The sequence below is a fragment of the Noviherbaspirillum sp. genome (genome assembly GCF_035254685.1).
In the GTDB taxonomy this organism is placed as follows: domain Bacteria; phylum Pseudomonadota; class Gammaproteobacteria; order Burkholderiales; family Burkholderiaceae_D; genus Noviherbaspirillum.
Genome location: NZ_DATFAI010000004.1, coordinates 1 through 23,586 on the forward strand (window position 1 = coordinate 1; position 23,586 = coordinate 23,586).

26 protein-coding genes are annotated in these 23,586 nt (G+C 59.8%); 7 read left to right on the forward strand and 19 right to left on the reverse strand.

All coding sequences use genetic code 11. From position 1 onward, the window contains the following. On the forward strand, positions 1-487 hold a 487-nt coding region (locus VJ698_RS00650; protein ID WP_324100709.1), incomplete at its 5' end, for an acyl-CoA dehydrogenase family protein. 90 nt (positions 488-577) lie between these two features. Here VJ698_RS00650 and VJ698_RS00655 read toward each other — a convergent pair. The 10 genes from VJ698_RS00655 to VJ698_RS00700 form a co-directional block, all read right to left on the reverse strand. Beyond that, a complete protein-coding gene (locus VJ698_RS00655; protein WP_324100710.1) occupies positions 578-1,636 on the reverse strand; it encodes an SGNH/GDSL hydrolase family protein in 1,059 nt (352 codons plus the stop codon). A gap of 202 nt (positions 1,637-1,838) precedes the next feature. Beyond that, on the reverse strand, positions 1,839-2,876 hold the full coding sequence (locus VJ698_RS00660) for an L-threonylcarbamoyladenylate synthase (RefSeq protein ID WP_324100711.1): 1,038 nt from the start codon (positions 2,874-2,876) through the stop codon (positions 1,839-1,841). 21 nt (positions 2,877-2,897) lie between these two features. Next, positions 2,898-4,091 carry a 5-(carboxyamino)imidazole ribonucleotide synthase gene (locus tag VJ698_RS00665; protein WP_324100712.1) on the reverse strand — a complete coding sequence of 398 codons (1,194 nt, stop codon included), beginning with the start codon at positions 4,089-4,091 and terminating at the stop codon, positions 2,898-2,900. Then, a complete protein-coding gene (purE, locus tag VJ698_RS00670) occupies positions 4,088-4,597 on the reverse strand; it encodes a 5-(carboxyamino)imidazole ribonucleotide mutase (RefSeq protein WP_324100713.1) in 510 nt (169 codons plus the stop codon). Before purE ends, VJ698_RS00665 begins: the two co-directional genes overlap by 4 nt. 1 nt (position 4,598) lies before the next feature. After that, positions 4,599-5,495 (reverse strand): phosphoribosylaminoimidazolesuccinocarboxamide synthase, encoded by an 897-nt coding sequence (locus tag VJ698_RS00675; protein WP_324100714.1) that lies wholly within the window; start codon positions 5,493-5,495, stop codon positions 4,599-4,601. 196 nt (positions 5,496-5,691) lie between these two features. Next, positions 5,692-6,756, reverse strand: coding sequence for a class II fructose-bisphosphate aldolase (fba, locus tag VJ698_RS00680; RefSeq protein WP_324100715.1), 1,065 nt, complete (start codon positions 6,754-6,756; stop codon positions 5,692-5,694). Positions 6,757-6,779: 23 nt separating this feature from the next. Next, positions 6,780-8,213 carry a pyruvate kinase gene (pyk, locus tag VJ698_RS00685; protein ID WP_324100716.1) on the reverse strand — a complete coding sequence of 478 codons (1,434 nt, stop codon included), beginning with the start codon at positions 8,211-8,213 and terminating at the stop codon, positions 6,780-6,782. A 41-nt stretch (positions 8,214-8,254) separates the two neighbouring features. After that, positions 8,255-9,448, reverse strand: coding sequence for a phosphoglycerate kinase (locus VJ698_RS00690; RefSeq protein WP_324100717.1), 1,194 nt, complete (start codon positions 9,446-9,448; stop codon positions 8,255-8,257). A gap of 78 nt (positions 9,449-9,526) precedes the next feature. Continuing rightward, positions 9,527-9,850: an AzlD domain-containing protein gene (locus VJ698_RS00695; RefSeq protein ID WP_324100718.1), complete on the reverse strand. Its 324-nt coding sequence runs from the start codon at positions 9,848-9,850 to the stop codon at positions 9,527-9,529. Then, entirely contained in the window at positions 9,847-10,575 is a 729-nt protein-coding gene (locus tag VJ698_RS00700) for an AzlC family ABC transporter permease (protein WP_324100719.1), read from the reverse strand. Before VJ698_RS00700 ends, VJ698_RS00695 begins: the two co-directional genes overlap by 4 nt. A 365-nt stretch (positions 10,576-10,940) precedes the next feature. Here VJ698_RS00700 and VJ698_RS00705 point away from each other — a divergent pair, with 365 nt between their 5' ends. From VJ698_RS00705 to VJ698_RS00725, 5 genes are all read left to right on the forward strand, one after another. After that, positions 10,941-11,861 (forward strand): branched-chain amino acid transaminase, encoded by a 921-nt coding sequence (locus VJ698_RS00705; protein ID WP_324100720.1) that lies wholly within the window; start codon positions 10,941-10,943, stop codon positions 11,859-11,861. 18 nt (positions 11,862-11,879) lie between these two features. After that, positions 11,880-12,080, forward strand: coding sequence for a zinc-finger domain-containing protein (locus VJ698_RS00710; protein WP_324100721.1), 201 nt, complete (start codon positions 11,880-11,882; stop codon positions 12,078-12,080). Positions 12,081-12,341: 261 nt separating this feature from the next. After that, entirely contained in the window at positions 12,342-12,773 is a 432-nt protein-coding gene (locus VJ698_RS00715) for a nuclear transport factor 2 family protein (RefSeq protein WP_324100722.1), read from the forward strand. Between the two features lie 27 nt (positions 12,774-12,800). Then, positions 12,801-13,754, forward strand: coding sequence for a YheT family hydrolase (locus VJ698_RS00720; protein ID WP_324100723.1), 954 nt, complete (start codon positions 12,801-12,803; stop codon positions 13,752-13,754). Beyond that, positions 13,748-14,353: a DUF2946 family protein gene (locus tag VJ698_RS00725; protein ID WP_324100724.1), complete on the forward strand. Its 606-nt coding sequence runs from the start codon at positions 13,748-13,750 to the stop codon at positions 14,351-14,353. The genes VJ698_RS00720 and VJ698_RS00725 overlap by 7 nt, the downstream gene beginning before the upstream one ends. A gap of 30 nt (positions 14,354-14,383) precedes the next feature. Here the strand turns inward: VJ698_RS00725 and VJ698_RS00730 are convergent, their stop codons facing one another. Next, the gene (locus VJ698_RS00730) at positions 14,384-15,880 is read right to left on the reverse strand and encodes a M48 family metalloprotease (RefSeq protein WP_324100725.1); all 1,497 of its coding nucleotides are present in this window, start codon (positions 15,878-15,880) and stop codon (positions 14,384-14,386) included. 94 nt (positions 15,881-15,974) lie between these two features. On the opposite strand from VJ698_RS00730, the gene moaC reads away from it, so the two are divergent. Further along, a complete protein-coding gene (moaC, locus tag VJ698_RS00735; protein WP_324100726.1) occupies positions 15,975-16,496 on the forward strand; it encodes a cyclic pyranopterin monophosphate synthase MoaC in 522 nt (173 codons plus the stop codon). Positions 16,497-16,639: 143 nt separating this feature from the next. On the opposite strand, the gene VJ698_RS00740 is transcribed toward moaC, so the two are convergent. The 8 genes from VJ698_RS00740 to recA all read right to left on the reverse strand — a co-directional run bounded on the left by VJ698_RS00740 (position 16,640) and on the right by recA (position 23,569). Beyond that, positions 16,640-17,131, reverse strand: a complete 492-nt coding sequence (locus tag VJ698_RS00740) for a pilin (protein ID WP_414691072.1) — start codon at positions 17,129-17,131, stop codon at positions 16,640-16,642. 238 nt (positions 17,132-17,369) lie between these two features. After that, positions 17,370-17,984 carry an FHA domain-containing protein gene (locus VJ698_RS00745; RefSeq protein WP_324100727.1) on the reverse strand — a complete coding sequence of 205 codons (615 nt, stop codon included), beginning with the start codon at positions 17,982-17,984 and terminating at the stop codon, positions 17,370-17,372. A gap of 38 nt (positions 17,985-18,022) precedes the next feature. Further along, positions 18,023-18,850, reverse strand: coding sequence for a Stp1/IreP family PP2C-type Ser/Thr phosphatase (locus VJ698_RS00750; protein WP_324100728.1), 828 nt, complete (start codon positions 18,848-18,850; stop codon positions 18,023-18,025). Positions 18,851-19,003: 153 nt separating this feature from the next. Next, entirely contained in the window at positions 19,004-19,885 is an 882-nt protein-coding gene (sucD, locus tag VJ698_RS00755) for a succinate--CoA ligase subunit alpha (protein WP_324100729.1), read from the reverse strand. Between the two features lie 17 nt (positions 19,886-19,902). Continuing rightward, complete coding sequence (sucC, locus tag VJ698_RS00760) at positions 19,903-21,069, reverse strand: ADP-forming succinate--CoA ligase subunit beta (protein ID WP_324100730.1); 1,167 nt, start codon at positions 21,067-21,069, stop codon at positions 19,903-19,905. A gap of 46 nt (positions 21,070-21,115) precedes the next feature. Beyond that, positions 21,116-21,697 (reverse strand): DUF2889 domain-containing protein, encoded by a 582-nt coding sequence (locus tag VJ698_RS00765; protein WP_324100805.1) that lies wholly within the window; start codon positions 21,695-21,697, stop codon positions 21,116-21,118. Between the two features lie 299 nt (positions 21,698-21,996). Next, the gene (gene recX / locus VJ698_RS00770) at positions 21,997-22,452 is read right to left on the reverse strand and encodes a recombination regulator RecX (protein WP_324100731.1); all 456 of its coding nucleotides are present in this window, start codon (positions 22,450-22,452) and stop codon (positions 21,997-21,999) included. Positions 22,453-22,525: 73 nt separating this feature from the next. Then, entirely contained in the window at positions 22,526-23,569 is a 1,044-nt protein-coding gene (recA, locus tag VJ698_RS00775; protein WP_324100732.1) for a recombinase RecA, read from the reverse strand. Positions 23,570-23,586: the final 17 nt, after the last annotated feature.

Below are 23,586 nucleotides of genomic sequence, written 5' to 3' on the forward strand. Positions count from 1 at the left end.
AAATGCCTTCCCGGAGGTGCGCGGCCTGAAGGGCCCGTTCACCTGCCTGAACTCCGCGCGTTACGGCATTGCCTGGGGTGCGCTGGGAGCGGCGGAGTCGTGCTGGCACATCGCGCGCCAGTATGTGCTCGATCGCAAGCAGTTCGGCAGGCCGCTGGCGGCGAACCAGCTGATCCAGAAGAAGCTGGCCGACATGCAGACCGAGATCACGCTAGGCCTGCAGGGCTGTTTGCGTCTGGGGCGCATGAAGGATGAAGGGACGGCCGCGCCGGAGATCACCTCGATCATGAAGCGCAACTCCTGCGGCAAGTCGCTGGACATTGCACGGCTGGCGCGCGACATGCTGGGCGGAAATGGCATTTCCGATGGGTTCGGTGTGGCGCGTCATTTGGTGAACCTGGAAGTGGTCAACACCTATGAGGGGACGCACGACATCCATGCGCTGATCCTGGGGCGGGCGCAGACCGGCATCCAGGCATTCCAGTAATTATCTTCGCGAAAAAAAACCGCATCCGATCCCGGATGCGGTTAAAGCTCGATACTACTCACCTGCCGCCAAAATCTTCCGTATCGCCGCTTACAACCAGCCTTTCTTCACCAGCTCCGAGGTAACAAGGTCGGCAAGCACGCGGTAGCCAAACGGGGTCGGATGCACGCTGTCGGCGAACTCGTAGTTGTCAACTGCGCCGGCAATCAGGTTATTGCGTGTGCAGACCAGCGACGAACCGAGCGGATTCTTTTGCGGGGACAGGTCGCAGGCTGGCGAGATCACATTCGTGAAGCCGTATTTCGTCGGGTTGGCGTTCTCGTCACGGCTGGAAGTGTAGGCATCGACATACAGCACATCGAGACCGGACAAGCCTTGCGACAACTGCGTGTTGAAGGTCGTAACCATGGTATTGATCAGCCCCTGGGTCTGCGCGCTCTCCGCAAGGGCGAACGGTGTCTTGCTCACGTCAGGTAGGTTGATCACGGTGACATATTTCGCGCCTTTGCCGATGATCTGGGTCTTGATGTAACCGGCCAGTTCGGCACCGGCAGTGCCCATCGCCGTCACGGCAGCCGTCGAGGCAGCGTTGGGATCGCCGCCTGCGGCAATGGTTGCATTCAGGGTGGCGAGCTGCATGAACACATCGTTACCGCCCGCAAACACAAACACGATTTCCGAACCGCCGAAGCTGCCGCCCTTGCGCGCGAGGTGCGTCTGGATCTGCGTAACAACGGGTACGGTGAGCTGGCCGAGGACGGCATTTGCACCGCCCAGCAACTTGTTGCCAGGACCGACAGGATCCGTGACGCGGGCGCCGCCCTGTGCGTAAGCCGTGCAGTTGGGGAAGTTGGTGACAGGAACGGAGAAACCTTGCGCCGGGTCGCCGTCGAGGCCGGTTTCCGCCGCGCAGGGTGCGCTCAATCCGAATTTCGGCGCCATCAGCTCGATCCAGTTCTTGCCGTCCGGACCGTTGATCGTGTACTTGCCGCCACCGAGCTGCGCCACCGTGCCGACGGCATAGGTGCCGACATCGCTCAAGCTGTCGCCGAAAGAAACCAGGGAAGTGAAATGCGGCTTGCTGTTGCCGCCGCAGGATGCCAGGAACGCAGTAGCCAGCAAGGCCGCTGCGAGTTTGAATTGACGCATGAAATCTCCTCTGCCGAAATTGGATTTTTTATCTTTCGAAACGGAAAGTAAATTGCAATTCCGCACCGAAAGTTAATATTATGGCAGCGACAACGACAGCTTGACTAGATAACATCAGCGGAAATTTAGAGATAAAGCAAAGCTCTAAACATTTCCAGGGGAAAGATGACGTGGGCGCACGAAGGCACCGAACAGGTATTCGCTATCGCGCTTCGTCCAGCAATCGGCCCAATGCCCCCGCCGAGTCGTGCGCGGCGCGACGCAGGCGATCGTTGACCCCTTGCCATTCCGGACCTGTCGGTGGTGCTTCCACCAGGATGATGTCAGCCCTTGCCTCGTCCATCGACCGCAAGGCGGCATAGAGGTCATGGGCATACCCGTCCGACGTGGCAGGCATGCCGACCTGGGCCTTGGCGAGAGGAATCGGGCCGATCGTCCGATATAACAAAGCAACGCGCCGGTCGTTGAAGACGAGCCGTTCATGAACGTGGTTCAACTGTTCCGGATCGACCAGTGCCACGGGGGTGTTTGGTGCGTAGTGGGCTTCGAGTGTGCCGGATGCCCGCGGTGCTGTCGCGTCCGGCAGGCGCGGATGTACACCAATGACACGGGCGATCTCGGCAGCACTGACATGTCCTGGGCGCAGCAGCACAGGTCCATGGCTTTCCATGCGCGACAGGTCGAGGATGGTCGATTCGATCCCGACCTCGCTCTGCCCGCCGTCGAGGATGCAGGCGACAGGGCTTTCGGGGCCGGTGCCGAATTCGTCCCGCACATGCTGTGCGGTCGTCGGGCTGACGTGGCCGAACCTGTTGGCTGACGGAGCGGCAACGCCGCCCTTCCCGCCCTTGAATGTCTTCAGGAGCGCCATTGCTACCGGATGTGAAGGGCAACGCAGGCCGATGGAATCCTGCCCACCCGAGACCGCATCGGGAATATGCATCGCACGCTTGAGGATCAGCGTCAGCGGGCCCGGCCAGAAGACATCGATGAGCTTGCCCGCTTCAACCGGCATGGTGTCAGCCCAGTAACCGATATCGGCGCCCGGTGCGACATGCACGATCACCGGATGATTCGCCGGGCGGCCTTTTGCGGCATAGATCCTGGCGACCGCGGCAGGGTTTTCCGCATCCGCGCCTAGCCCGTATACCGTCTCCGTGGGGAAAGCGACCAGCTTGCCCTCTTCGAGCATGCGAGCGGCGGATTGAATGGCTTCCCGTTCGGGGCTCGTTCCAGGCATGGCGCGTGCGCTCCCTTTCAATCAGGCTTGGATTCCAAGGATAACGCAGGAGGCACGCAGGCTTTCTTGCGCCTGCGCAAGTGTCGGCGCGACAAACGTCACATGTCCCATCTTGCGCCCGCGACGCGGGTCGTCCTTGCCGTAGAGGTGCAGATTGGCACCAGGTAGCGCCAGCACCTTGTCCCATGCCGGTTCGCGGACCTCGTCGCTGTCGCCTTCAAACCAGATGTCGCCGAGAATGTTAAGCATGACCGCCGGCGAATGCTGGCGCACATCGCCCAGCGGCAGGTGCGCCATCGTCCGTACCTGCTGCGCGAACTGGCTAGTGATGCAGGCATCAATCGTGTAGTGGCCGCTGTTATGCGGGCGCGGCGCCATTTCATTGACCACCAGCGTGCCGTCCTGCAGGACGAAGAATTCAATGCACAGCACCCCGACATAGCCGAGCTGCGCGATGATCGCCAGTGCTGCCGACTGCGCCTTGCCTGCGATTTCCGGGCACACGTTCGGTCCCGGCACGGTGGTAGTGAAAAGAATGCCACCGCGATGCACGTTCTCAGCGATCGGATAGACAACCGACTGTCCGTCCGCACCGCGCGCTGTCAATACCGAGACCTCATAGGCAAGCGGAAGCATCTTTTCCAGCACGCAGGGCACGCCATCCAATGCAGCGAACGCTGTCCGCGCCTCGTCGCGCGTCCTGACGCGAACCTGGCCCTTGGCGTCATAGCCCATGCGCGCGGTTTTCAGGATGCCGGGGAAAAGGTCGTCGGGGATCGCATCAACATCGGCAGCACTCGTCACCGCCATGTAAGGTGCGGGCAGCACGCCCGAGCTCGCTGCGCATCCGGTGAAGAAGCGTTTTTCCTCAATGCGGTCCTGGGCGATCGACACGCATGCCGCCGACGGTGCGACGAAGGTTCGCTCGGCCAGGAAGGCGAGGCTCTGCGCCGGCACGTTTTCGAATTCGGTCGTCACTGCGAGGCATTGTTCGGCCAGTTCCTTGAGCGCCGCTTCGTCGGTGTAATCCGCGCACAGCAAATGATCAGCCGCGTGGCCGGCCGGGCAATCGGTCGCCGGTTCCAGCACCGCGACCTTGTAGCCCATCATCTGCGCGGCATGCGCGAACATGCGGCCCAGCTGACCGCCACCCATCACGCCGAGCCAAGCCGGCAGCGTTGCAGAAGGAACGAAGGGGGTAAACTTGCTGCTCATGCGGGCAGTGTCATTGCGAGTGCGGCCTGAGTTTGTCGTGCACGGAATTCCTGCAGACGCGCCGCCAGTTGTTCGTCTGTCGTCGCCAGGATGGCGATCGCCGTCAGTGCCGCGTTGGCTGCGCCGGCTTCACCGATGGCAAAGGTGGATACCGGGATGCCCTTGGGCATCTGCACGATCGACAGCAGCGAATCCTCACCGCGCAAGTATTTCGAAGGCACGGGAACGCCGAGCACGGGGACGATCGTCTTCGCCGCAATCATGCCCGGCAGGTGTGCCGCGCCGCCTGCACCGGCGATGATCGCACGCAGGCCGCGCTGGCGCGCCGTCTCTGCATACGCGAACATCTGGTCCGGCATGCGGTGCGCAGAGATCACCTGTGCTTCGTGCGGCACACCGAAATCCTTCAGCATCGCGACGGCATGCTGCATCACTTCCCAGTCGGAGGAAGAACCCATGACCACGCCGACCAGCGGCGCAGCGGCTTGATTGGCCTGGTGCGTCATGTCAGTCCTTCAGGGTCTCGCCGGTCAGGCGCTGCAGCGCCTCGCGGTACTTCGCACCGGTCTTGTCGATCACATCCGGCGGCAATGCGGGCGCCGGCGCAGTCTTGTTCCAGTCCTTCAGCGTTTCCAGGTAGTCCCGTACGAACTGTTTGTCGAAGGACGGCGGCGACATGCCCGGTGCGTAGGAATCCGCCGGCCAGAAGCGCGAGGAATCAGCGGTCAGCACTTCGTCCATCAGGTGCAGCGTGCCATTCTCGTCGAGGCCAAATTCGAACTTGGTGTCGGCAATGATGATGCCGCGCGTCGCGGCATAGTCGGCCGCAGTCTGGTACAGCTTGATGCTGACTTCACGGATCTTCGCGGCCAGTTCCTTGCCGATGCGTTTTTCCATGTCGGCGAAGCTGATGTTTTCGTCATGCTCGCCCATTTCCGCCTTGGCGGCCGGCGTGAAAATCGGTGTCGTCAGCTTGTCAGCCTGGCGCAAACCCTTCGGCAATGCAATGCCGCAGATCGTGCCGGTTGCCTGGTAATCCTTCCAGCCCGAGCCGATGATGTAGCCGCGCACCACCGCTTCCACCAGGATCGGCTTCAGGCGCTTCGCGACCACTGCGCGACCGCGCACCTGCTCCACTTCGTCCGGACGCACCACGGATTCCGGGTCGATGCCGGTCAAATGGTTGGGAACGATGTCGGCCAGCTTGCTGAACCAGAAATTGGACATCTGGTTCAACACCTTGCCCTTGCCGGGGATCGGTTCGTTCATGACGACGTCGAAAGCAGACAGGCGATCGGTGGTCACGATCAGTAACTTGTCATCGCCGACGGCGTAGTTGTCGCGCACCTTGCCGCGGCCGAGCAGCGGAAGAGACTGGATGGTGGACTGGTAGAGGCTGTTCATAAAGGCTTTCCAAAAAAGCTAAACCGGCGGGTGCCTGACACGCCGCCGGTTGTTCCTTTCCAAGGCTGGGAATCCGTTCAAGATTCGTCGCGAGCGGTCCAGGGTCGGATCGAGAAGCGCAGCCGTACAGATAGTACGGCGAGCATCGCAGGTCCGGGTTTGGACTGCGCAGCAGGATATTGAGCGGGTTCCAATTTTACTGCACGATCTGTGCTAACTCACCTTTTTTGTACTTTTCGGCCATTTTTTCGAGCGAAACCGGCCTGATTTTGCCAGCCTGACCTTCGCAGCCGAAAGCGATGAAACGCGACTTGCAGATGGCCTTGGCGGCTTCACGGGCCGGCTTCAGGTATTCGCGTGGATCGAACTTGGACGGGTTCTCCATGAAGAAGCGACGGATCGCGCCGGTCATGGCAAGACGGATGTCGGTGTCGATATTGATCTTGCGCACGCCGTGCTTGATGCCTTCCTGGATTTCCTCGACCGGCACGCCATAGGTTTCCTTCATGTCGCCGCCGAACTGGCGTATCTCGGCCAGCAGTTCTTGCGGCACCGAGGAGGAGCCGTGCATCACGAGATGGGTGTTCGGAATGCGGGCGTGGATTTCCTTGATGCGCTGGATGGCGAGGATGTCACCGGTCGGCTTGCGCGAGAACTTGTAGGCGCCGTGCGACGTGCCGATCGCGATGGCGAGCGCGTCGCATTGCGTCAGCTTGACGAAATCGGCCGCCTGGTTCACGTCGGTCAACAGCTGGTCGCGCGTCATCGTACCTTCCGCGCCGTGACCGTCTTCCTTGTCGCCCTTCATGGTTTCCAGCGAACCGAGCACGCCCAGTTCCGCTTCAACCGTCACACCGATCGCGTGAGAAAACTTTACCACTTCGCGCGAGACGTCGACGTTGTATTCGTAGCTGGCGACCGACTTGCCGTCTTCCATCAGCGAACCGTCCATCATCACCGAGGTGAAGCCGGACTTGATCGCAGCCATGCACACCGCCGGCGACTGGCCGTGGTCCTGGTGCATGACGACAGGAATGTGCGGATAGGCTTCGACCGCTGCCTCGATCAGGTGGCGCAGGAAGGCTTCGCCGGCATACTTGCGGGCGCCTGCGGAAGCCTGCATGATCACCGGCGCGCCAACTTCATCGGCTGCCTGCATGATGGCTGTGACCTGCTCCAGGTTATTGACGTTGAATGCGGGCAGACCATAGCCGTTTTCGGCAGCGTGGTCGAGCAGTTGACGCATGGATACGAGAGGCATAGTGGTTCTCCAGACAATAAAATTTAGTGTTCTCCGACCTTCATGATCTTCAGGGCATTCGTTCCGCCGACCTGGCCCATGGGTTCGCCCCAGGTGACGACAATCATGTCACCATTCTGGACGACACCTTTGGCGAGGAGCAAATCCTGCGCGGTTTTCAGCACGGCGTCGCGGTCGCTCGAATGCTCCAGCTCCAGCGGCGTGACGTTCCGATACAGCGTTGCCTTGCGCTGCGTGGCGAGAATGGGCGTGAGCGCGAAAATCGGGATGTCGATATTGTGCCGGCTCATCCACAAGGCAGTTGAACCGGATTCGGTCAGTGCGACGATTGCCCTGACCCGCAAATGATAGGCCGTGAACAGTGCGCCATAAGCGATCGACTGGTCAATGCGGGTGAATGTCACGTTCAGGAAGTCGGCATCGAGCTTCACCACGTCGGACTTTTCCGCTTCGAGGCAAATCGCGGCCATCGCCTCCACGGTTTCGACCGGATACTTGCCGGAGGCGGTTTCGGCCGAGGTCATGACGGCGTCGGTGCCATCCAGTACCGCATTGGCAACATCCGACACTTCCGCCCGGGTCGGCACCGCGTTGACGATCATGGATTCCATCATCTGCGTCGCGGTGATGGCCAGCTTGTTCGATGCGCGGGCCATGCGGATCATGCGCTTCTGCAGCGCGGGCACCGCTGCATTGCCGACCTCCACGGCGAGATCGCCGCGCGCCACCATGATGCCGTCCGAGGCGTCGAGGATTTCCTGCAGCAGCGGAATCGCTTCGGCGCGCTCGATCTTGGCGATCATCTGCGGCTTGTGCCTGGTGGGCTCGCCGGCGATATTTGCCAGTTGTCGCGCCATGATCATGTCGGTCGCGTTCTTTGGAAAGGACACGGCGATGTAATCGGCCTGCAAGCTCATCGCCGTCTTGATGTCTTCCATGTCTTTCGCGGTCAGGGCCGGCGCCGACAGGCCGCCACCGAGGCGGTTGATACCCTTGTTGTTCGACAGTTCACCGCCGATTCGCACCGTGGTGTGGATCGCGCTGCCGACAATCTTGTCGACGACCAGCACGATGAGACCATCATTGAGCAGCAACACATCGGCCGGTTTCAGGTCGCGCGGCAACTCCTTGTAATCGAGGCCGACTGTCGCCTGGTTGCCAAGTTCGCAATCGGCATCGAGCACGAACTTGCTGCCGCTCTCAAGGAAGATCTTGCCGTGCTCGAACTTGCCGATGCGGATCTTCGGCCCCTGCAGGTCGGCCATGATCGCCACTTCGCGCCCGCAGGCAGTCGCAGCCTGGCGCACCATGCTCGCGCGTTCGATATGATCCTGCGCTTTTCCATGAGAAAAGTTCAGGCGCACCACATTGACGCCGGCATTGATCATCTTTACGAGGGTGTCGGGATCGCTTGATGCGGGGCCGATGGTGGCAACAATTTTCGTAGCTCTGATCATTTCACAAGCCTTGTCGAGCGGCGGCTTGCCGCTCGCGATGGTTATTGCTGCGCGCGCTGCTGCAAAATGTCGACAGCAGGCAGCGTCTTGCCTTCCAGGAATTCGAGGAAGGCGCCGCCGCCAGTCGAGATATACCCGACCTTATCGGCGATGTTGTACTTGGCAATCGCCGCCAGCGTATCGCCGCCACCTGCGATTGAAAACGCCTTTGAGCCGGCAATCGCCAGCGCCAGCTTCTTCGTGCCCTCGCCGAACTGATCGAATTCGAACACGCCGACCGGGCCGTTCCATACGATGGTGCCCGCCTGCGCAATCTGCTGCGCCAACTGGTCTGCGGTCTTGGGTCCGATGTCGAGGATCATGTCGTCATCGGCCACGTCCTTCACATCCTTGACGGTGGCCGTTGCCGTCGCCGAAAACTCCTTGGCGCAGACGACATCGACCGGGATCGGCACGGAGGCGCCACGCTTCGCCATCATATCGATGATCGCTTTCGCGTCGCTGACAAGATCGGCCTCGGCCAGCGACTTGCCGATCTTCAGGCCGGCTGCCAGCATGAAGGTATTGGCGATGCCGCCGCCGACGATCAGATTATCGACCTTCTCGGCCAGCGATTTTAGGATGGTGAGCTTGGTCGACACCTTGGAGCCGGCGACGATGGCGACCAGCGGGCGGCGCGGCTGGCCGAGCGCCTGGCCGAGCGCATCCAGCTCGGCCGCCAGCAACGGACCAGCGCAGGCGACCGGGGCATATTTGGCAATGCCATGCGTGGTCGCTTCGGCGCGATGTGCGGTGCCGAAGGCATCGTTGACGTAGATGTCGCACAGCTTTGACATCTTCTTCGCAAGCTCGTCGCTGTTCTTTTTCTCGCCTTTGTTGACGCGACAGTTCTCCAGCAGGACCACCTGGCCCGGCTTCACGTCCACACCGTCAACCCAGTTCTGCTTCAGTTCGACCGGCATGCCGAGCAGTTCGGACAGACGCTTGGCAATTGGCGCCAGCGAGTCTTCCGGCTTGAGCTCGCCTTCGGTTGGACGTCCGAGGTGCGACGTGACCATGACAGCGGCGCCGGCCTGCGCAGCCTGCTGGATGGCCGGCACCGAAGCACGGATGCGCGTGTCTTCGGTGATGTTGCCGGCATCATCCTGCGGAACGTTGAGATCGGCGCGAATGAATACGCGTTTGCCCTGGAGTTGGTTGCGTGCGATGAGGTCGCTCAATCGATTGAATTGCATGGCTGCCAGACAAGTATTGAAAGAATGGAAAAAGCGCTATTTTACCGCAGCGCCTAGTCGCAAAAAACGATTTTCAGCTCACAAGGTGATACGCAGCAAGGTGTACAGAGCCATCCCGGCGACGATGGTTCCCAGCAAGTGTCGGGTCGCCAGGAAAAACAGCGTCGCGCCTACGCCGGCCATCAGTTTCGGATTGGTCCAGGCGAGTTGCAGACTGTCATTGACGAACACGAGGTCGGGTGCGACGATCGCCGCCAGCGCCGCTGCCGGCGCATAACGCAACGCATGCTGCACCTTCGGCGGCAGCTTCACGGCATGCCCGAGAAAGAAGAAGGAACTTCTCGTCAGGATGGTGGCGATGGTCAGGAAACCGATCGTCACCCACACGTAACCATCGCTCATGCATGCTCCTTTTTCTTCTCGAGAATTGAATCGACAAGCATGGCGGCGGCCATGCCGACGATCACTGCGACCAGCAACCCAAGCCGGTACGGCAGGGATGCGGCGACGACCGCGGTCATGCCAGAAACGGCAACGCCGACCAGCGCCGCGGAGTTGATGATCAGGGGAATGGTGATGGCCAGCAAGGCCAGCGTGCCGGCAAACCCGATGCCCCAGCCTTGCGGAATCTGGCTCGCCATCAGGATGCCGATCACCGAACCGCTCTGCCATGCCCACCAGTTCGGATAGCAGATACCGTTGTAATAACCGACCTTCCCCACCGTCCGGTGAGCCGTTTCCGGTGAAAATCGGCGCGGGAACAGGGCAACGGTAATGTCAGCATTGAAATAGCCATGCCAGACACGCCTGTACCAAGGCAGATGCGCGAAATGCGGCGCGATGGCCGCGGCGAAGATCACGAATCGCAGATTGACGACCAGCGCCGTCAGAAACACCACCCAGACCGGCGCGCCGGCTGCCATCACCGGCAGGGCCGCCAGTTGCGCTGAACCAGCGAAGACGATGAAGGTCATGCCGAGCGCCTGCCAAAGCGTCAGGCCGGATTTCACCATGGCCATGCCGGTCACCATGCCCCAGGCAAAGATGCCCGCCATGGTCGGCGCACATGCCTTGACGCCCTCGCGGAACGCGCGCTTTTCCAGATCGATGGGCGTCTGCTGTGTCATTACTGCGTCTGAATTGCTCATGGCTTGTGGGACAACACCTCGCCCGAGGGCAATCGGCCAGACCAGCCGAACGCCCCTGCTTGAAGATTTGACAATGGAAGAATGTACGGGCCGCGATGAGGCAAAGCGAACAGCCGAGCTTTCAAAAAAAGCGGCCCGTCAGCGGCACGAACCCGACATTCTACCCATGAATTTTCGAGCCCGCCGGACGCACCCCAAGTTGCTGGCATAGGCAATGTGGCATCACAATTCACGTCTCGCCGTTGCGACGCGGCCGGGTCGAATTCGCTTGATCCGCCCTCTGTCTCACATGGAACTATCCGGAGTAAAATCGAGGCTTTGCGACAATTTTTGGAGAATACGACATGTCCATGGCCGACCGCGACGGAAAAATCTGGAAAGACGGTGAACTGATCGAATGGCGCGACGCCAAGGTGCACGTGCTGACGCACACGCTGCATTACGGAATGGGTGTGTTCGAGGGCGTGCGCGCCTACAAGACCACGAAGGGCACCGCGATTTTCCGCCTCAAGGAACATACTCAGCGCCTGTTCAATTCCGCCAAGATCTTCCAGCTTCCGATGCCTTACGACATGGAGACCATTGTCGAGGCGCAGCGCCAGGTGGTGCGCGAAAACAAGCTGGAGTCCTGCTACCTGCGTCCGCTGGTCTGGATCGGTTCCGAAAAGCTCGGCATCTCCGCCAAGGGCAACACGATCCATGTTGCCGTCGCTGCCTGGCCGTGGGGCGCCTATCTCGGCGAAGACGGCATGACCAAAGGTATTCGCGTGAAGACATCGTCGTTCTCGCGCCATCACGTCAACGTGTCGCTGGTGCGCGCGAAGGCCTGCGGCTACTACATCAATTCAATCCTCGCCAATCAGGAAGCACTCGCCGACGGCTATGACGAAGCACTGCTGCTCGACACGGAAGGCTACGTGTCGGAAGGCTCCGGCGAAAACGTCTTCATCGTCAAGAACGGCAAGATCTACACGCCCGACCTGGCCTCCTGCCTGGACGGCATCACGCGCGATTCCGTGCTGACCATGGCGCGCGACCTCGGCATCGAAGTGATCGAAAAGCGCATCACGCGCGACGAAGTGTACTGCTGCGACGAAGCCTTCTTCACCGGCACCGCCGCGGAGATCACGCCAATCCGCGAACTCGATAACCGCCAGATCGGCGCAGGCAAGCGCGGACCGATCACCGAAAAACTGCAGACGCTGTTCTTCGACGTGGTCGCCGGCAAGGCGCCGCAATACGAACACTGGCTCACACTGGTTTAACCCCTTCAGGAAAATGCCATGAACCAAGCAAACACGAACGCGAGCTATGTCGAACTGAGCGGTGACGACCTGCCCGCCTATTGCCCCAACCCGGCAATGCCGATCTGGTCGTCGCATCCGCGCGTGTTCCTGGCGCTCAATGAGCACCACGAATCGAAGTGCCCCTACTGCGGCACCTTGTACCGGTTGAAACCCGGCGCGGTTGTCAAGGGACACTGACAGACCACCTTCTCCCGCGGCAGCAACGCTTGCCGCGGGCTTTCCCCCGGCCGCATGCATTTCCCGCAACAGGCCTCTCGTTCCCCTAACAAGCTTTTCCTGCCCACCCTCCAGCCTCCCTGCATGGTTGGATCGCATAAAGTCGAATGGCGAATGATTTCGCACATCCTTTGCTCAGATCGTCCTTCCCGGCCCGCGTTCGAACAGGCGTTAGAATAGCCTTGTTGGCGCATTAACTTCGCGCGTTTCCCACTACTGATCATGCCAAAAATTAACAAGTTGCTCGAAAGCGCCGAAGAGACTGAAGCAGCCTTCTATGACGCCATCAGCCGCGCCGACATCGAGGCTGTCATGTCCTTGTGGGCCGATGATGAAGAAGTCGTCTGCATCCACCCCGGCTCGCCACGCCTGATCGGACATGCTGCAATCCGCTCATCCTGGGAATCGATCTTTGAGCAGGGCGGCGTGCAGATCCAGCCTGTGCAGCTGCATGTGACGCAGAATGTAATGACCTCCGTACACAACATCATCGAGGAAGTGCATCGCACCACGACACGCCAGCAGGACATCCACATACTCGCGACCAACGTCTACATGAAGACGCCTGTCGGCTGGCGCCTCGTATCGCATCACGCCTCCGTAGTACCGGGCGAAGCGCCGGCGGATGCAAGGATAACGGCACTGCTGCATTGAGGGGGCGCACTCCATGAGGAAGGCCGAATGAACTACCCCGCTCCATCCTGGCTCCCCGGCGGACATTTGCAGACCATTTATCCGGCGACGTGCATTGCAAAGCCGAAGGTGGCATACCGGCGCGAACGCTGGGAGACGCCGGATGGCGATTTCATCGACATCGATTTTGCCGACGGTCAGACGGGGCGCCCATTCATCGTGCTGTTCCACGGACTTGAAGGTTCCTCCGACAGCCATTACGCACGGGCATTGATGGCGCGGATCCTTTCGCTCGGCTGGTCCGGCGCGGTGCCGCATTTCCGGGGCTGCTCGGGTGAGATGAACCATGCGCCACGCTTCTATCATTCGGGCGACGCGCAAGAGGTGGACTGGATCATTCGCCGGCTTGCAGACAGGTACAAGGCGAGCAGCGCGAAGTTTTATGTCACCGGCGTTTCCCTCGGAGGCAACGTCCTGTTGCGCTGGCTGGGTGAGTCGCAGCACCGAGCGGAGTTCGTCGACGCTGCCTGCGCCGTCTCCGCGCCGCTGGATCTGGCCGGCGGCGGTGAGGCGCTGTCAAGCGGACTGAACATGCTCTATACCCGCGCGTTTCTGCAGACACTGAAGCCGAAATGCCTGCAGAAACTCAAGCAGTTCCCATCATTGTTCGACCGCGACACCATGCTTCGCGCGCGGAACCTGTACGAATTCGACAATATCGTCACCGCCCCGCTGCATGGCTATCGGGACGTCGACGATTATTGGGACCGCGCAAGCGCCAAGCATGTCTTGCCGGACATTACCGTACCGACGCTGGTGCTGAACGCGCGGAACGACCCGTTCCTGCCCGCGCGTCACTTGCCACGCACTGCGTCATCCTGTGTGAAGCTGGAATATCCGGAACACGGCGGGCACGTCGGGTTCGCAGTAGGCGGGCCGCCGGGCCGCATCGACTGGCTGCCGCAACGCATGCTGCATTTTCTGGAAGGTGAAGGATGCTAGATGACATCGTCAAGCAGGCAATGGCCAAGTGGCCCAACGTACCGCATTGTTATGGCTGGCTGGCGCTTGACCGGCGGGGCAACTGGCGCATGCGCGACGAGCGTGCACAAGCGCTCCGGCTACCGGGTGACCGGATCACCAACGCGGCCCTGCTTGGATTCATCAACCGCAATTACACGCACGACGAGCAAGGCCGCTGGTACTTTCAGAACGGACCGCAACGCGTCTATGTCACACTGGAAGTCGCGCCGTACATCGCGCATACCGACCCGGCGGAAGGTTTCGTCCTTCACACGCGCGAGCCGCTGCGGCAGATCGAGGCCGCATGGATGACCGAGGCTGGACACCTGCTCCTGCAGGGCGGGGAGAAAATCGCCGTCGTGGATGATCGCGACATGGCGCAATGCCTGCAGCGCCTGCACCTTGGCGGCGCGATAGCAAGCGACGAACAGATTCTGGCATGGCTCGACAAGCCGCAGGAGGGCACGGACCTGGCGCTGGATTTCCAGGGCACGTGCATTCCGGTCAACCATGTCGCCAGCGACGCCGTCGCCAGCCGTTTTGGATTCGTGCTGGAGCCACAGCCCGGATCCGCCTGACCGGGCTATATCCGCAGAACCCGGAACATCTCAGCGGTCCTGCTTCGCCTCTTTCATTTCCTCCATCCAGCGCGCCTTGAACTCGCGTTCGCGCGCGTCGATGACAGCCTGGTCATAGAACGATGCATCCGGCGAGCGCCGCGCGATGCCAAGCTGGTCGATGGCCGCCGGCATGCTCCCCGAAAGCGCGTACGACTCAGCCAGCGCCAGATGCTGCAAGGCCTGCTTGCCCTGCGCCGCATAGGCCCTGGCCAGCTGATCCTGCACTTTCGGCTCCTGTCGGTATAGCTGAGCCTGGTCACGCAGGAAACTGACCGCAGCGTCGAGACGGCCGGCAGCAATCAGCGCGTCTGCATATTGCTGTGCGATCACGCGCGACAGCGGAAATTTGGCGCGCGCTGCGTCGGCCTGCTTGAGCGCCTCTTCAGGCTTGTTTGCGGCGAGCTTGATCTCGATGCCCAGTCCGCTGAGTATCGCGCTTTGCGCGCCACTCGGTGAGGTGGCTGCATAGGCCTGCTTGAGCAGATCCTGTGCCTTGTCCGGCGCGCCCTGCCTCAGCGCGACCAGCGCCTGGCCGTATTTCGCCGCAACGATCTGCATGCGCGACTTTTGCTCCGCTTGCGATTCAAACGCCACCTCAGCATCCAGCAGTCCCTGCGGTGACGGGTCCTGCAACACGCGGACACGGGAGCGGACGAGGTAGAAATCGAGATTGTCGGCGTGCTGGCGATACGGCTGTTCGCGTATGCGGGCCTGGATGTCAGCAATGCGCTCCGTGGTAAGCGGATGCGAGCGCAGATAGGCCGGCGCGGCGTCGGTGTAGGAGCGGGTCGCGTTCTGCAAGCGTCCAAAGAAGGCAATCATGCCTGAGGTGTCGAAATGCGCATCGCGCAGGATTCCCAAGCCGATCCGGTCCGCCTCGCGCTCGGCATCACGACTGAAGTTCAGCTGGCGCTGCAAGGCCATGCCCTGCCCGCCCATCAGCAACGCGGCGGAGGCATCCGGATTGGAACGTGCGGCCAGCGCGGCCAGCACTGCCGAGGCGAGCGGGATCAGCGAATCCTGCTTCTGCTTGCCGAGCATACGCGCGATGTGACGCTGCGCGACGTGGCCGATTTCATGCGCCAGCACCGACGCCAGCTCGGACTCGTTCTGCGCGGCGAGGATCAGCCCAGAATGCACGCCGATGAAACCGCCGGGCAGCGCGAAGGCGTTCAGCATCGGGTCGCGCACCGCGAAGAAGAAAAAATCGTAGCCGGCCTCACCGCGCGCTTCCGGACGGGCAGCCACCAGCGATGATCCGAAATTGTTGAGGTATTCCAGCACGGGCGCATCGTCGAGGTAATCGCGATCGCGGCGGATGTCGCGCATGATCTGCTCGCCGAGCTTGCGCTCCATGAGTGGAGACAGCTCTCCGCGCTCGGTGTCACCGAGGCTGGGCAGGCTTTGTTCGGTTGCCAGCGACGGTGCGGCGACGATGGGCAGCAGGCTGAGGATGGCGATGCCGATGACACTCTTCAGACGCATTGTTATCAAAAAAAGAAGAAGGAATAGGTCAGTTCTACGATGCTATGATACCCGCACTCGTAGTTCGTTCAAGAATCACCAGAAGCCATTACTCATGAGCACCAGTAAAGTTGATAAAGACGCCACGAACGACAACGGCGGCCTGACCCATTTCGACGAAGCCGGCAAGGCGCATATGGTCGATGTCGGCGCCAAGAATGAGACACACCGGGTCGCAGTGGCTACCGGCACCATACGCATGAAGCCGGAGACGCTGGCGATCATTCAGTCAGGGACGGCGAAGAAGGGCGATGTGCTGGGAATTGCCAGGATTGCGGCGATCATGGGGGCGAAGCGAACGAGCGACTTGATACCGCTTTGTCATCCGCTGGCGTTGACGCGCGTCGCCGTGGATTTTGAAATTCATGCTGCTTCTTCTGAAATTACCTGTACTGCGCAGGTGGAAACGTTTGGCAAAACCGGTGTGGAGATGGAAGCACTCACCGCTGTGCAAATCGGTCTGCTGACGATTTACGATATGTGCAAGGCCGTGGATCGCGGAATGGTCATTGCCGGCATTAGGTTACTCGAGAAGCACGGTGGAAAATCCGGTGATTGGGTAACGTCGACGTCCTGACCGACGTATCAAGCATGAAATTGTTAGCTTGGTGGCATTTAAAAAGATGCGATGAAATTGAAAAACACCCCAGCCTGTTTCCAAGTCTGGGGTGTTTTCTTAATCAAGCGAAATCCTCTTGAGGATACCTTCTTGCGACCGTATTAGCGCTTCTTGCCTGAGCCGGCCTCAAAGCCTGATTTTGCCGGAAGCGTATCAGAGCCGGTAGACAAGCAAGCAACGTTGCCATCCGTTCCCGGGCCGCAATCGGCCTCATATTTATAGGCGCCGATAGATGCGTTACCTGTAAAGGTGACTGTAACCTTGCCCGGAGTATTGCCAGAAGTAGCGGTTCCTGCCAATGTGACAGCTGCTGCAGCATTCTGAGGAGTCGGCAATGCACTACCGGCGAAACCGTACGAATTGAGGTCGGCCACAGCCGCACATTTGGTTCCATCGTTCTCATTGTTTTGCAGACATTGGAAGATGGATTGTTTCACACCATCAATTCCGGTTACAGCAGCAGCCCACTTCGATTTGAGCACGTAGTCCTGATATTGAGGAATTGCCACAGCAGCCAGAATACCGATGATCGCCACCACGATCATCAATTCAATCAGCGTAAAGCCGCGTTGCGCGCGTTGAATCATTTTCATTGATTTCATTTCGTTTCTCCCATTTGGAAAGTAGGCGGGACGTTCGCCTCGATTTCCATATTGCAACGAGCATGCCAGCGCGATATTTCTAGCCTCGACTAGGTTTTCCGGGGGAAATGTGCTAATTTTTTGTCCGTTACTGACGATATTTGTCACTTAATTCCTGATACGGTTGCAAGAAGACAATTAAGACAAAAATTGTCAGCTTGCGGCAGCAGGCTCAGCAATACCACCGATGTCAGTTGTACAAAAATTGCATCCGTGTGCCGGATAGATCGATCACATCCCCGTGCACTAGCTGGTGAGGCTCTGTCCGGATCGGCGCATCGTTAATCAGAAGGCAACCTTCTCCTTCAACATGCGCAATGGAATAACCTTGTGGCTGCAAAATGATCACAGCAATCTGCACGTTTGGCTTGCCGATGGTCGTAATTGGCTTGTTGATTATGGTTTCCCGCCCCGCACCGGCGCCGCTCAACACTTTGATTCTTGCCAATTTTCCTGCATCGCCGGAAGCGACGCCTGGTTTCGTCGCGCTGTCCGGGAAGTGACCAGCGCGTGAAACTTGGGTCTCAAGATAGGTAATTCGGAACTGCGCCAGCTCGATCACATCATCATTCTGCAGGAAATGCTTTCTCACGGGCTGGCCGTTCACCTGCGTACCGTTGGTGCTGTTCAGGTCTTCCAGGAAGGAATCGCGATCCAGCAAGACGATCATCGCATGTTCGGCGCTGATGGCGAGATCGTCGATGACGATGTCATTGTGCGGCCTGCGACCGATGGTGGTCCGTCCCTTGCGCAGTTCCGTCTCCAGAAGCACTTTGCCTCCCTTTGACAGGATGATTTTTGCCATGCTCTCCCCCGATTACGACTTCTTCGACAGCCCTTCTACTATTTGATCCATCCAAGGATTCTTCCCAGCAGGCTGTCCGGTTCGGCAACGGTTGAGCGAACCCGGATCAGAATGGCCGAGATGTTGTCATGTCCGCCGTTTGCGTTTGCCCGCTGCACAAGCGCATCGCATACCTGCTCCAGCGATGTCTGCTGATTCGCCAGCAGGTCCTCAATTTCCTCGGGCAACAGCATGTCGGACAGTCCATCCGAACAAAGGAGATACACGTCCCCCGCCTCGACCAAATGTTCGTGGATTTCCACTTCCACCTCGGGGCCGACACCCACGGCCCTCGTCACCAGGTTCTTGTTCTGGGAAAACCGTGCCCATTCCGGGCTGATCAGGCCGGCGTCGATCTGCTCCTGCAGCAGGGAATGATCCCTGGTCAGCTGAAGGAGTTCGCCCGGTCGAAATCGATAGGCACGCGAATCACCAACGTGTGCCAGCATAAGCCTGTCATGATGAAATAAGGCCGCCACTACCGTTGTGCCCATTCCCTGGCAAGCGGGTTCAGCCTTCGCCGCATCAAAGATGGCGGCATTGGCACGCCGAATGGAATCGATCATCAACTGCTGGATCTGCTTCGGGCGGTTCGTCAGCAGTCCTCCTTGATGGCCCTGCAATTCATCGAGACCTTCTTCCATCGACTGCCGAACCGTCGCAATCGCGATTCCGCTCGCAACCTCGCCGGCGTTGTACCCCCCCATGCCATCCGCAAGCACGGCAAAGCCATAATCCGGACTGAGTGCAATCGCATCTTCATTCTGCGCCCGCACCAGTCCGGTATCTGTTTTTGCAGCGAATTCCAGCCCGACGTTATTTGCCATTCGAAGATTATACGTTGTGCATCAACTCGGAGCATGACGGCGCGGCGAACGGGAATATCGTGGTATCGGTAGAGGGCGTGATACTTTGCAGCGGGCAAAAAAAGCGGGGAGCCGAAGCTCCCCGCTTATTGTCGCTTGCCAGCAATCGATCGATTACAGCGCTGCCTTCAGCAGGCGTCCCATCTCGGATGGGTTGCGCGTGACCTTGATGCCGCAGGCTTCCATGATTTCCAGCTTGGCTTGCGCGGTATCGGCGCCGCCGGAAATCAGCGCGCCGGCATGGCCCATGCGCTTGCCCGGGGGCGCGGTGACGCCGGCGATGAAGCCGATCACCGGTTTCTTCATGTTGTCCTTGATCCAGTAGGACGCATTCGCTTCGTCCGGGCCGCCGATCTCGCCGATCATGATGACGGCGTCGGTGTCGGGATCATCGTTGAACATCTTCATGACGTCGATGTGCTTCAGGCCGTTGATCGGGTCGCCACCGATACCAACAGCGGACGACTGGCCGAGGCCGAGCGCGGTCAACTGCGCGACAGCTTCATAGGTCAGCGTGCCGGAACGCGAGACAACACCGATGCGGCCCTTCCTGTGGATGTGGCCCGGCATGATGCCGATCTTGATTTCGTCCGGCGTGATCAGTCCAGGGCAGTTCGGGCCGAGCAGCAGGGTCTTGCTGCCGGATTTCTTCATGCGGTCTTTGACTTCCAGCATGTCGCGTACCGGGATACCTTCGGTAATGCAGATCGCCAGGTCGAGTTCGGCTTCGACGGCTTCCCAGATCGCAGCAGCGGCGCCTGCCGGCGGCACGTAGATGACGGACACGGTGGCGCCGGTCTTTTCCTTGGCTTCCTTGACGTTGGCGAAAATCGGAATGCCTTCGAAATCCTCGCCGGCCTTTTTCGGGTTCACGCCGGCGACGAAGCAGTTCTTGCCGTTGGCGTAGTCGCGGCACATGCGGGTGTGGAACTGGCCGGTCTTGCCGGTGATGCCTTGCGTGATGACTTTGGTGTCTTTGTTGATCAGAATCGACATGTGTATTCCCTTAGCGATTATTTACCGTTGGCTGCAGCGACGACCTTCTGGGCTGCTTCTTCCATCGTGTCGGCGGAGATGATCGGCAGGCCGGACTCAGCCAGCAGCTTCTTGCCGAGGTCTTCGTTGGTGCCCTTCATGCGCACCACCAGTGGCACGCCGAGCGAAACTGCCTTGGAGGCAGCGATCACGCCTTCGGCGATCACGTCGCAGCGCATGATGCCGCCGAAGATGTTGACCAGGATCGCTTTCAGGTTCGGGTTCTTCAGCATCAGCTTGAAGGCTTCGGTCACTTTCTCGGTCGTGGCGCCGCCGCCGACGTCGAGGAAGTTGGCCGGCTCGCCGCCGAACAGCTTGATGGTGTCCATGGTCGCCATGGCCAGGCCGGCGCCGTTCACCAGGCAGCCGATGTTGCCGTCGAGGGAAATGTAGGCGAGGTCGAACTTGGATGCTTCGATTTCCGCCGGATCTTCTTCATCCAGGTCGCGCATGGCGACGATTTCCGGATGGCGGAACAGGGCGTTCGCGTCGAAGTTGAACTTGGCGTCGAGGGCGATGACCTTGCCGTCGCCGGTCAGGATCAGCGGATTGATTTCAGCCAGGGAAGCGTCGGTTTCCCAGTAAGCCTTGTACAAGCCCTGGAACTGCTTGCGCGCGTCGGGAACGGAAGCAGCGGGAACGCCGATCTTGGCGGCGATGTCGTCTGCATCAGCGTCGGTCAGGCCGGTTGCCGGGTCGATCACGACCTTGTGGATCAGATCAGGATGCTTCTCCGCCACTTCTTCGATGTCCATGCCGCCTTCGCTGGAAGCCATCATCACCACGCGCTGGGTAACGCGGTCGGTCACCATGGAGACGTACAGTTCCTTCTTGATATCGGCGCCGTCTTCGATCAGCAGGCGGCGTACCTTCTGGCCTTCCGGGCCGGTCTGGTGCGTGACGAGCTGCATGCCCATGATCGTGGTTGCGTATTCCTTGACCTGGTCGAGCGACTTGGCGACTTTCACGCCACCGCCCTTGCCGCGGCCGCCGGCATGGATCTGTGCCTTGACGACCCAGACCGGACCTCCCAGAGTTTCGGCAGCCTTAACTGCCTCTTCAACGGAAAAGCACGGGATACCGCGCGGAACCGTCACTCCATACTTACGGAGGATTTCTTTGCCCTGATACTCATGGATTTTCATGCGAGCTTCCCTTCAGACGCTTATTGAAAAAAATGGCTTGTTGAAACTAGCTGGATTCGGATTCTGCCAGCGACCTTACCGCCCAGCGCGGATAGTATTTGGCGACCGCTTCGCCGTCGGTGCGCAGGGCATGGCAGCGGTCGAGTTGAAACGGTTTGTGGCTCTGCCCATCGGCGCTCGCGCCATCGCGCGTGTCGAGCACGTCACCGGCGTATGCCTGAACAACGGCAGTCGGCAAGACGAGCGCGAGTTCGGTCAGATGGGTACATCCTTGAATGCCTGCCAGACGCTGCTTGACACCTTCGCGGAAGCCCTTGAGAAGATTGAGCCCAACCAGCTTTTTGTAAGCGGGGCCGATCGTGTCGCAATGACCGGGATAAGGAACAGAGTCGGAAACCGCTTCGGCGGCGATGATATTGAATTGCGTATCGACGGTCAGACGCACCCAGAGATCATGAATCGGTTGGCCCGCAGACCTTGAGCCGGATGCCAGATTGATGGGGCGAGTCTTGACGTCAGTGATATGCGCGTCGATATCCCACAAGCCATCGTCGCGAGCGAATGCTTCGACCTGGATTGTGCGCGTGTGCTTCAAGGCACGGCGAGATGTCGGCGGAGATAAGGGCATATGAAGAACCAATGCCGGAGGAGCGGCAATAAAAAAGCCGCAATTGCGCGTCGTTGCCGCAGCTTCTACGACAACAGCCGCTCCTGCGGCGCTGCAAAATTCTGGAGAGTGTAGCACAGGTCGTCAGCCTTTAACCATCGCGACATTTCCGTGACTGGAGCGCTGGCTGGAGCAGCGGCATGGCGCGCGATTCAAGGTGTCATCGGCACGAATGGTCGCAATGGTGAAAGATCAACAAGGTCAAACTGTTCCGGGATTCGGAAAAGTGGCAATGACGCCCCAAAAATCGTCCGGAATTCTCAGTCGTCGGAAGTCCCAGCCGCACGCATGGCGGCCTGGATGGCAATGCGGGAGAAGCCGCGCTGCTGAAGAAAACGCATCTGTTTTGCGCGCTCCACTGCGTCGGTTGGAGGATGGTCAAACCGCTTTCGCCACACCTCGCATGCCCGCACCGCTTCATCTTGGGACAGGTTGGCCTTGATTTCATTGAGTGCCTCACCGTCGATGCCGTGAGTCTGCAACTCGGACAGGATCCGGCTGTTACCGAAACGCGAAGCGCGGCGGTGCACGAGGGATTCAGAAAAACGGGATTGAGACAGCAGCTTGGCGGCTTCCAGGGTATCGAGCAAGGCCTCGATGTCGTCACCTTCCTGAGTATAGCGGGAAAGTTTGCGGGAAAGTTCAAGCCGGCTGTGCTCGCGAGCGGACAAATACTTCAGAGCCCGCGCCTTTAGACTCATTTGCAACTTTGCCATGGTGATCCAGCAGCGCGGGCTCCCTCACGTGAAGTATTCGGGATGGCGGGCAAAATGCCCGCCTGATTGACTTTTACTCTGCTTCGGCGACAGCAGGCGGAAGTTCAGGTACGCCGAGCGCCGCGCGCACCTTGTTTTCGATCTCGCGCGCAAGTTCAGGATGCTCCTTCAGGTAGTTGCGCGCATTGTCTTTGCCTTGACCCACGCGCTCTCCGTTGTAGCTGTACCATGCGCCGGATTTTTCCACGATCTTCGCCTCGGAGCCGAGATCGAGGATTTCGCCTTCACGCGAGGTGCCTTCGCCATAGAGGATGTCGAAATGCGCTTCCTTGAAGGGCGGAGCAACCTTGTTCTTGACGACCTTGACCTTGGTTTCGTTGCCGATCACCTCATCGCCGGACTTGATCGAGCCGGTGCGGCGGATGTCGAGACGAACCGACGCATAGAACTTCAGCGCGTTACCACCCGTTGTTGTCTCCGGGTTACCGAACATTACGCCGATCTTCATGCGGATCTGGTTGATGAAGATGACCAGCGTGTTGGTGCGGTTGATGCTGCCGGTTAATTTACGCAGCGCTTGGGACATCAGGCGGGCCTGCAAACCAGGCAGGGAATCACCCATGTCGCCTTCAATTTCAGCACGCGGCGTCAGCGCAGCCACCGAGTCGACCACGACCAGATCGACGCTGCCGGAGCGCACGAGCGCGTCGCAGATTTCCAGCGCCTGCTCACCAGTATCCGGCTGAGAGATCAGCAGGTCGGACAGATTAACGCCCAGCTTTTGCGCATAGATCACATCAAGCGCGTGCTCGGCGTCGATGAATGCACAGGTACCACCGAGTTTCTGCATTTCAGCGATGGCCTGCAGGGTCAGCGTGGTTTTACCGGAGGACTCCGGACCATAGATTTCCACCACGCGGCCGCGCGGCAGACCGCCGACGCCCAGCGCGATATCCAGTCCGAGCGAACCCGTCGATACCACCTGCACTTCTTCCGCCACGGCGCCGTCCGCCATGCGCATCACGGAACCCTTGCCAAACTGCTTTTCGATTTGTGCCAACGCGGCGGCAAGCGCTTTTGCCTTTTCCGGGTTCTGCACGGATTTCTTTTCGTCCATGTGTATTCTTTCGACGG

Bases quoted from the DNA above. Each gene is read 5' to 3' on its own strand.
- VJ698_RS00655 (WP_324100710.1), bottom strand. From the start codon at position 1,636: ATGCGTCAATTCAAACTCGCAGCGGCCTTGCTGGCTACTGCGTTCCTG.
- VJ698_RS00660 (WP_324100711.1), bottom strand. From the start codon at position 2,876: ATGCCTGGAACGAGCCCCGAACGGGAAGCCATTCAATCCGCCGCTCGC.
- VJ698_RS00665 (WP_324100712.1), bottom strand. From the start codon at position 4,091: ATGAGCAGCAAGTTTACCCCCTTCGTTCCTTCTGCAACGCTGCCGGCT.
- purE (WP_324100713.1), bottom strand. From the start codon at position 4,597: ATGACGCACCAGGCCAATCAAGCCGCTGCGCCGCTGGTCGGCGTGGTC.
- VJ698_RS00675 (WP_324100714.1), bottom strand. From the start codon at position 5,495: ATGAACAGCCTCTACCAGTCCACCATCCAGTCTCTTCCGCTGCTCGGC.
- fba (WP_324100715.1), bottom strand. From the start codon at position 6,756: ATGCCTCTCGTATCCATGCGTCAACTGCTCGACCACGCTGCCGAAAAC.
- pyk (WP_324100716.1), bottom strand. From the start codon at position 8,213: ATGATCAGAGCTACGAAAATTGTTGCCACCATCGGCCCCGCATCAAGC.
- VJ698_RS00690 (WP_324100717.1), bottom strand. From the start codon at position 9,448: ATGCAATTCAATCGATTGAGCGACCTCATCGCACGCAACCAACTCCAG.
- VJ698_RS00695 (WP_324100718.1), bottom strand. From the start codon at position 9,850: ATGAGCGATGGTTACGTGTGGGTGACGATCGGTTTCCTGACCATCGCC.
- VJ698_RS00700 (WP_324100719.1), bottom strand. From the start codon at position 10,575: ATGACACAGCAGACGCCCATCGATCTGGAAAAGCGCGCGTTCCGCGAG.
- VJ698_RS00705 (WP_324100720.1), top strand. From the start codon at position 10,941: ATGTCCATGGCCGACCGCGACGGAAAAATCTGGAAAGACGGTGAACTG.
- VJ698_RS00710 (WP_324100721.1), top strand. From the start codon at position 11,880: ATGAACCAAGCAAACACGAACGCGAGCTATGTCGAACTGAGCGGTGAC.
- VJ698_RS00715 (WP_324100722.1), top strand. From the start codon at position 12,342: ATGCCAAAAATTAACAAGTTGCTCGAAAGCGCCGAAGAGACTGAAGCA.
- VJ698_RS00720 (WP_324100723.1), top strand. From the start codon at position 12,801: ATGAACTACCCCGCTCCATCCTGGCTCCCCGGCGGACATTTGCAGACC.
- VJ698_RS00725 (WP_324100724.1), top strand. From the start codon at position 13,748: ATGCTAGATGACATCGTCAAGCAGGCAATGGCCAAGTGGCCCAACGTA.
- VJ698_RS00730 (WP_324100725.1), bottom strand. From the start codon at position 15,880: ATGCGTCTGAAGAGTGTCATCGGCATCGCCATCCTCAGCCTGCTGCCC.
- moaC (WP_324100726.1), top strand. From the start codon at position 15,975: ATGAGCACCAGTAAAGTTGATAAAGACGCCACGAACGACAACGGCGGC.
- VJ698_RS00740 (WP_414691072.1), bottom strand. From the start codon at position 17,131: ATGAAAATGATTCAACGCGCGCAACGCGGCTTTACGCTGATTGAATTG.
- VJ698_RS00745 (WP_324100727.1), bottom strand. From the start codon at position 17,984: ATGGCAAAAATCATCCTGTCAAAGGGAGGCAAAGTGCTTCTGGAGACG.
- VJ698_RS00750 (WP_324100728.1), bottom strand. From the start codon at position 18,850: ATGGCAAATAACGTCGGGCTGGAATTCGCTGCAAAAACAGATACCGGA.
- sucD (WP_324100729.1), bottom strand. From the start codon at position 19,885: ATGTCGATTCTGATCAACAAAGACACCAAAGTCATCACGCAAGGCATC.
- sucC (WP_324100730.1), bottom strand. From the start codon at position 21,069: ATGAAAATCCATGAGTATCAGGGCAAAGAAATCCTCCGTAAGTATGGA.
- VJ698_RS00765 (WP_324100805.1), bottom strand. From the start codon at position 21,697: ATGCCCTTATCTCCGCCGACATCTCGCCGTGCCTTGAAGCACACGCGC.
- recX (WP_324100731.1), bottom strand. From the start codon at position 22,452: ATGGCAAAGTTGCAAATGAGTCTAAAGGCGCGGGCTCTGAAGTATTTG.
- recA (WP_324100732.1), bottom strand. From the start codon at position 23,569: ATGGACGAAAAGAAATCCGTGCAGAACCCGGAAAAGGCAAAAGCGCTT.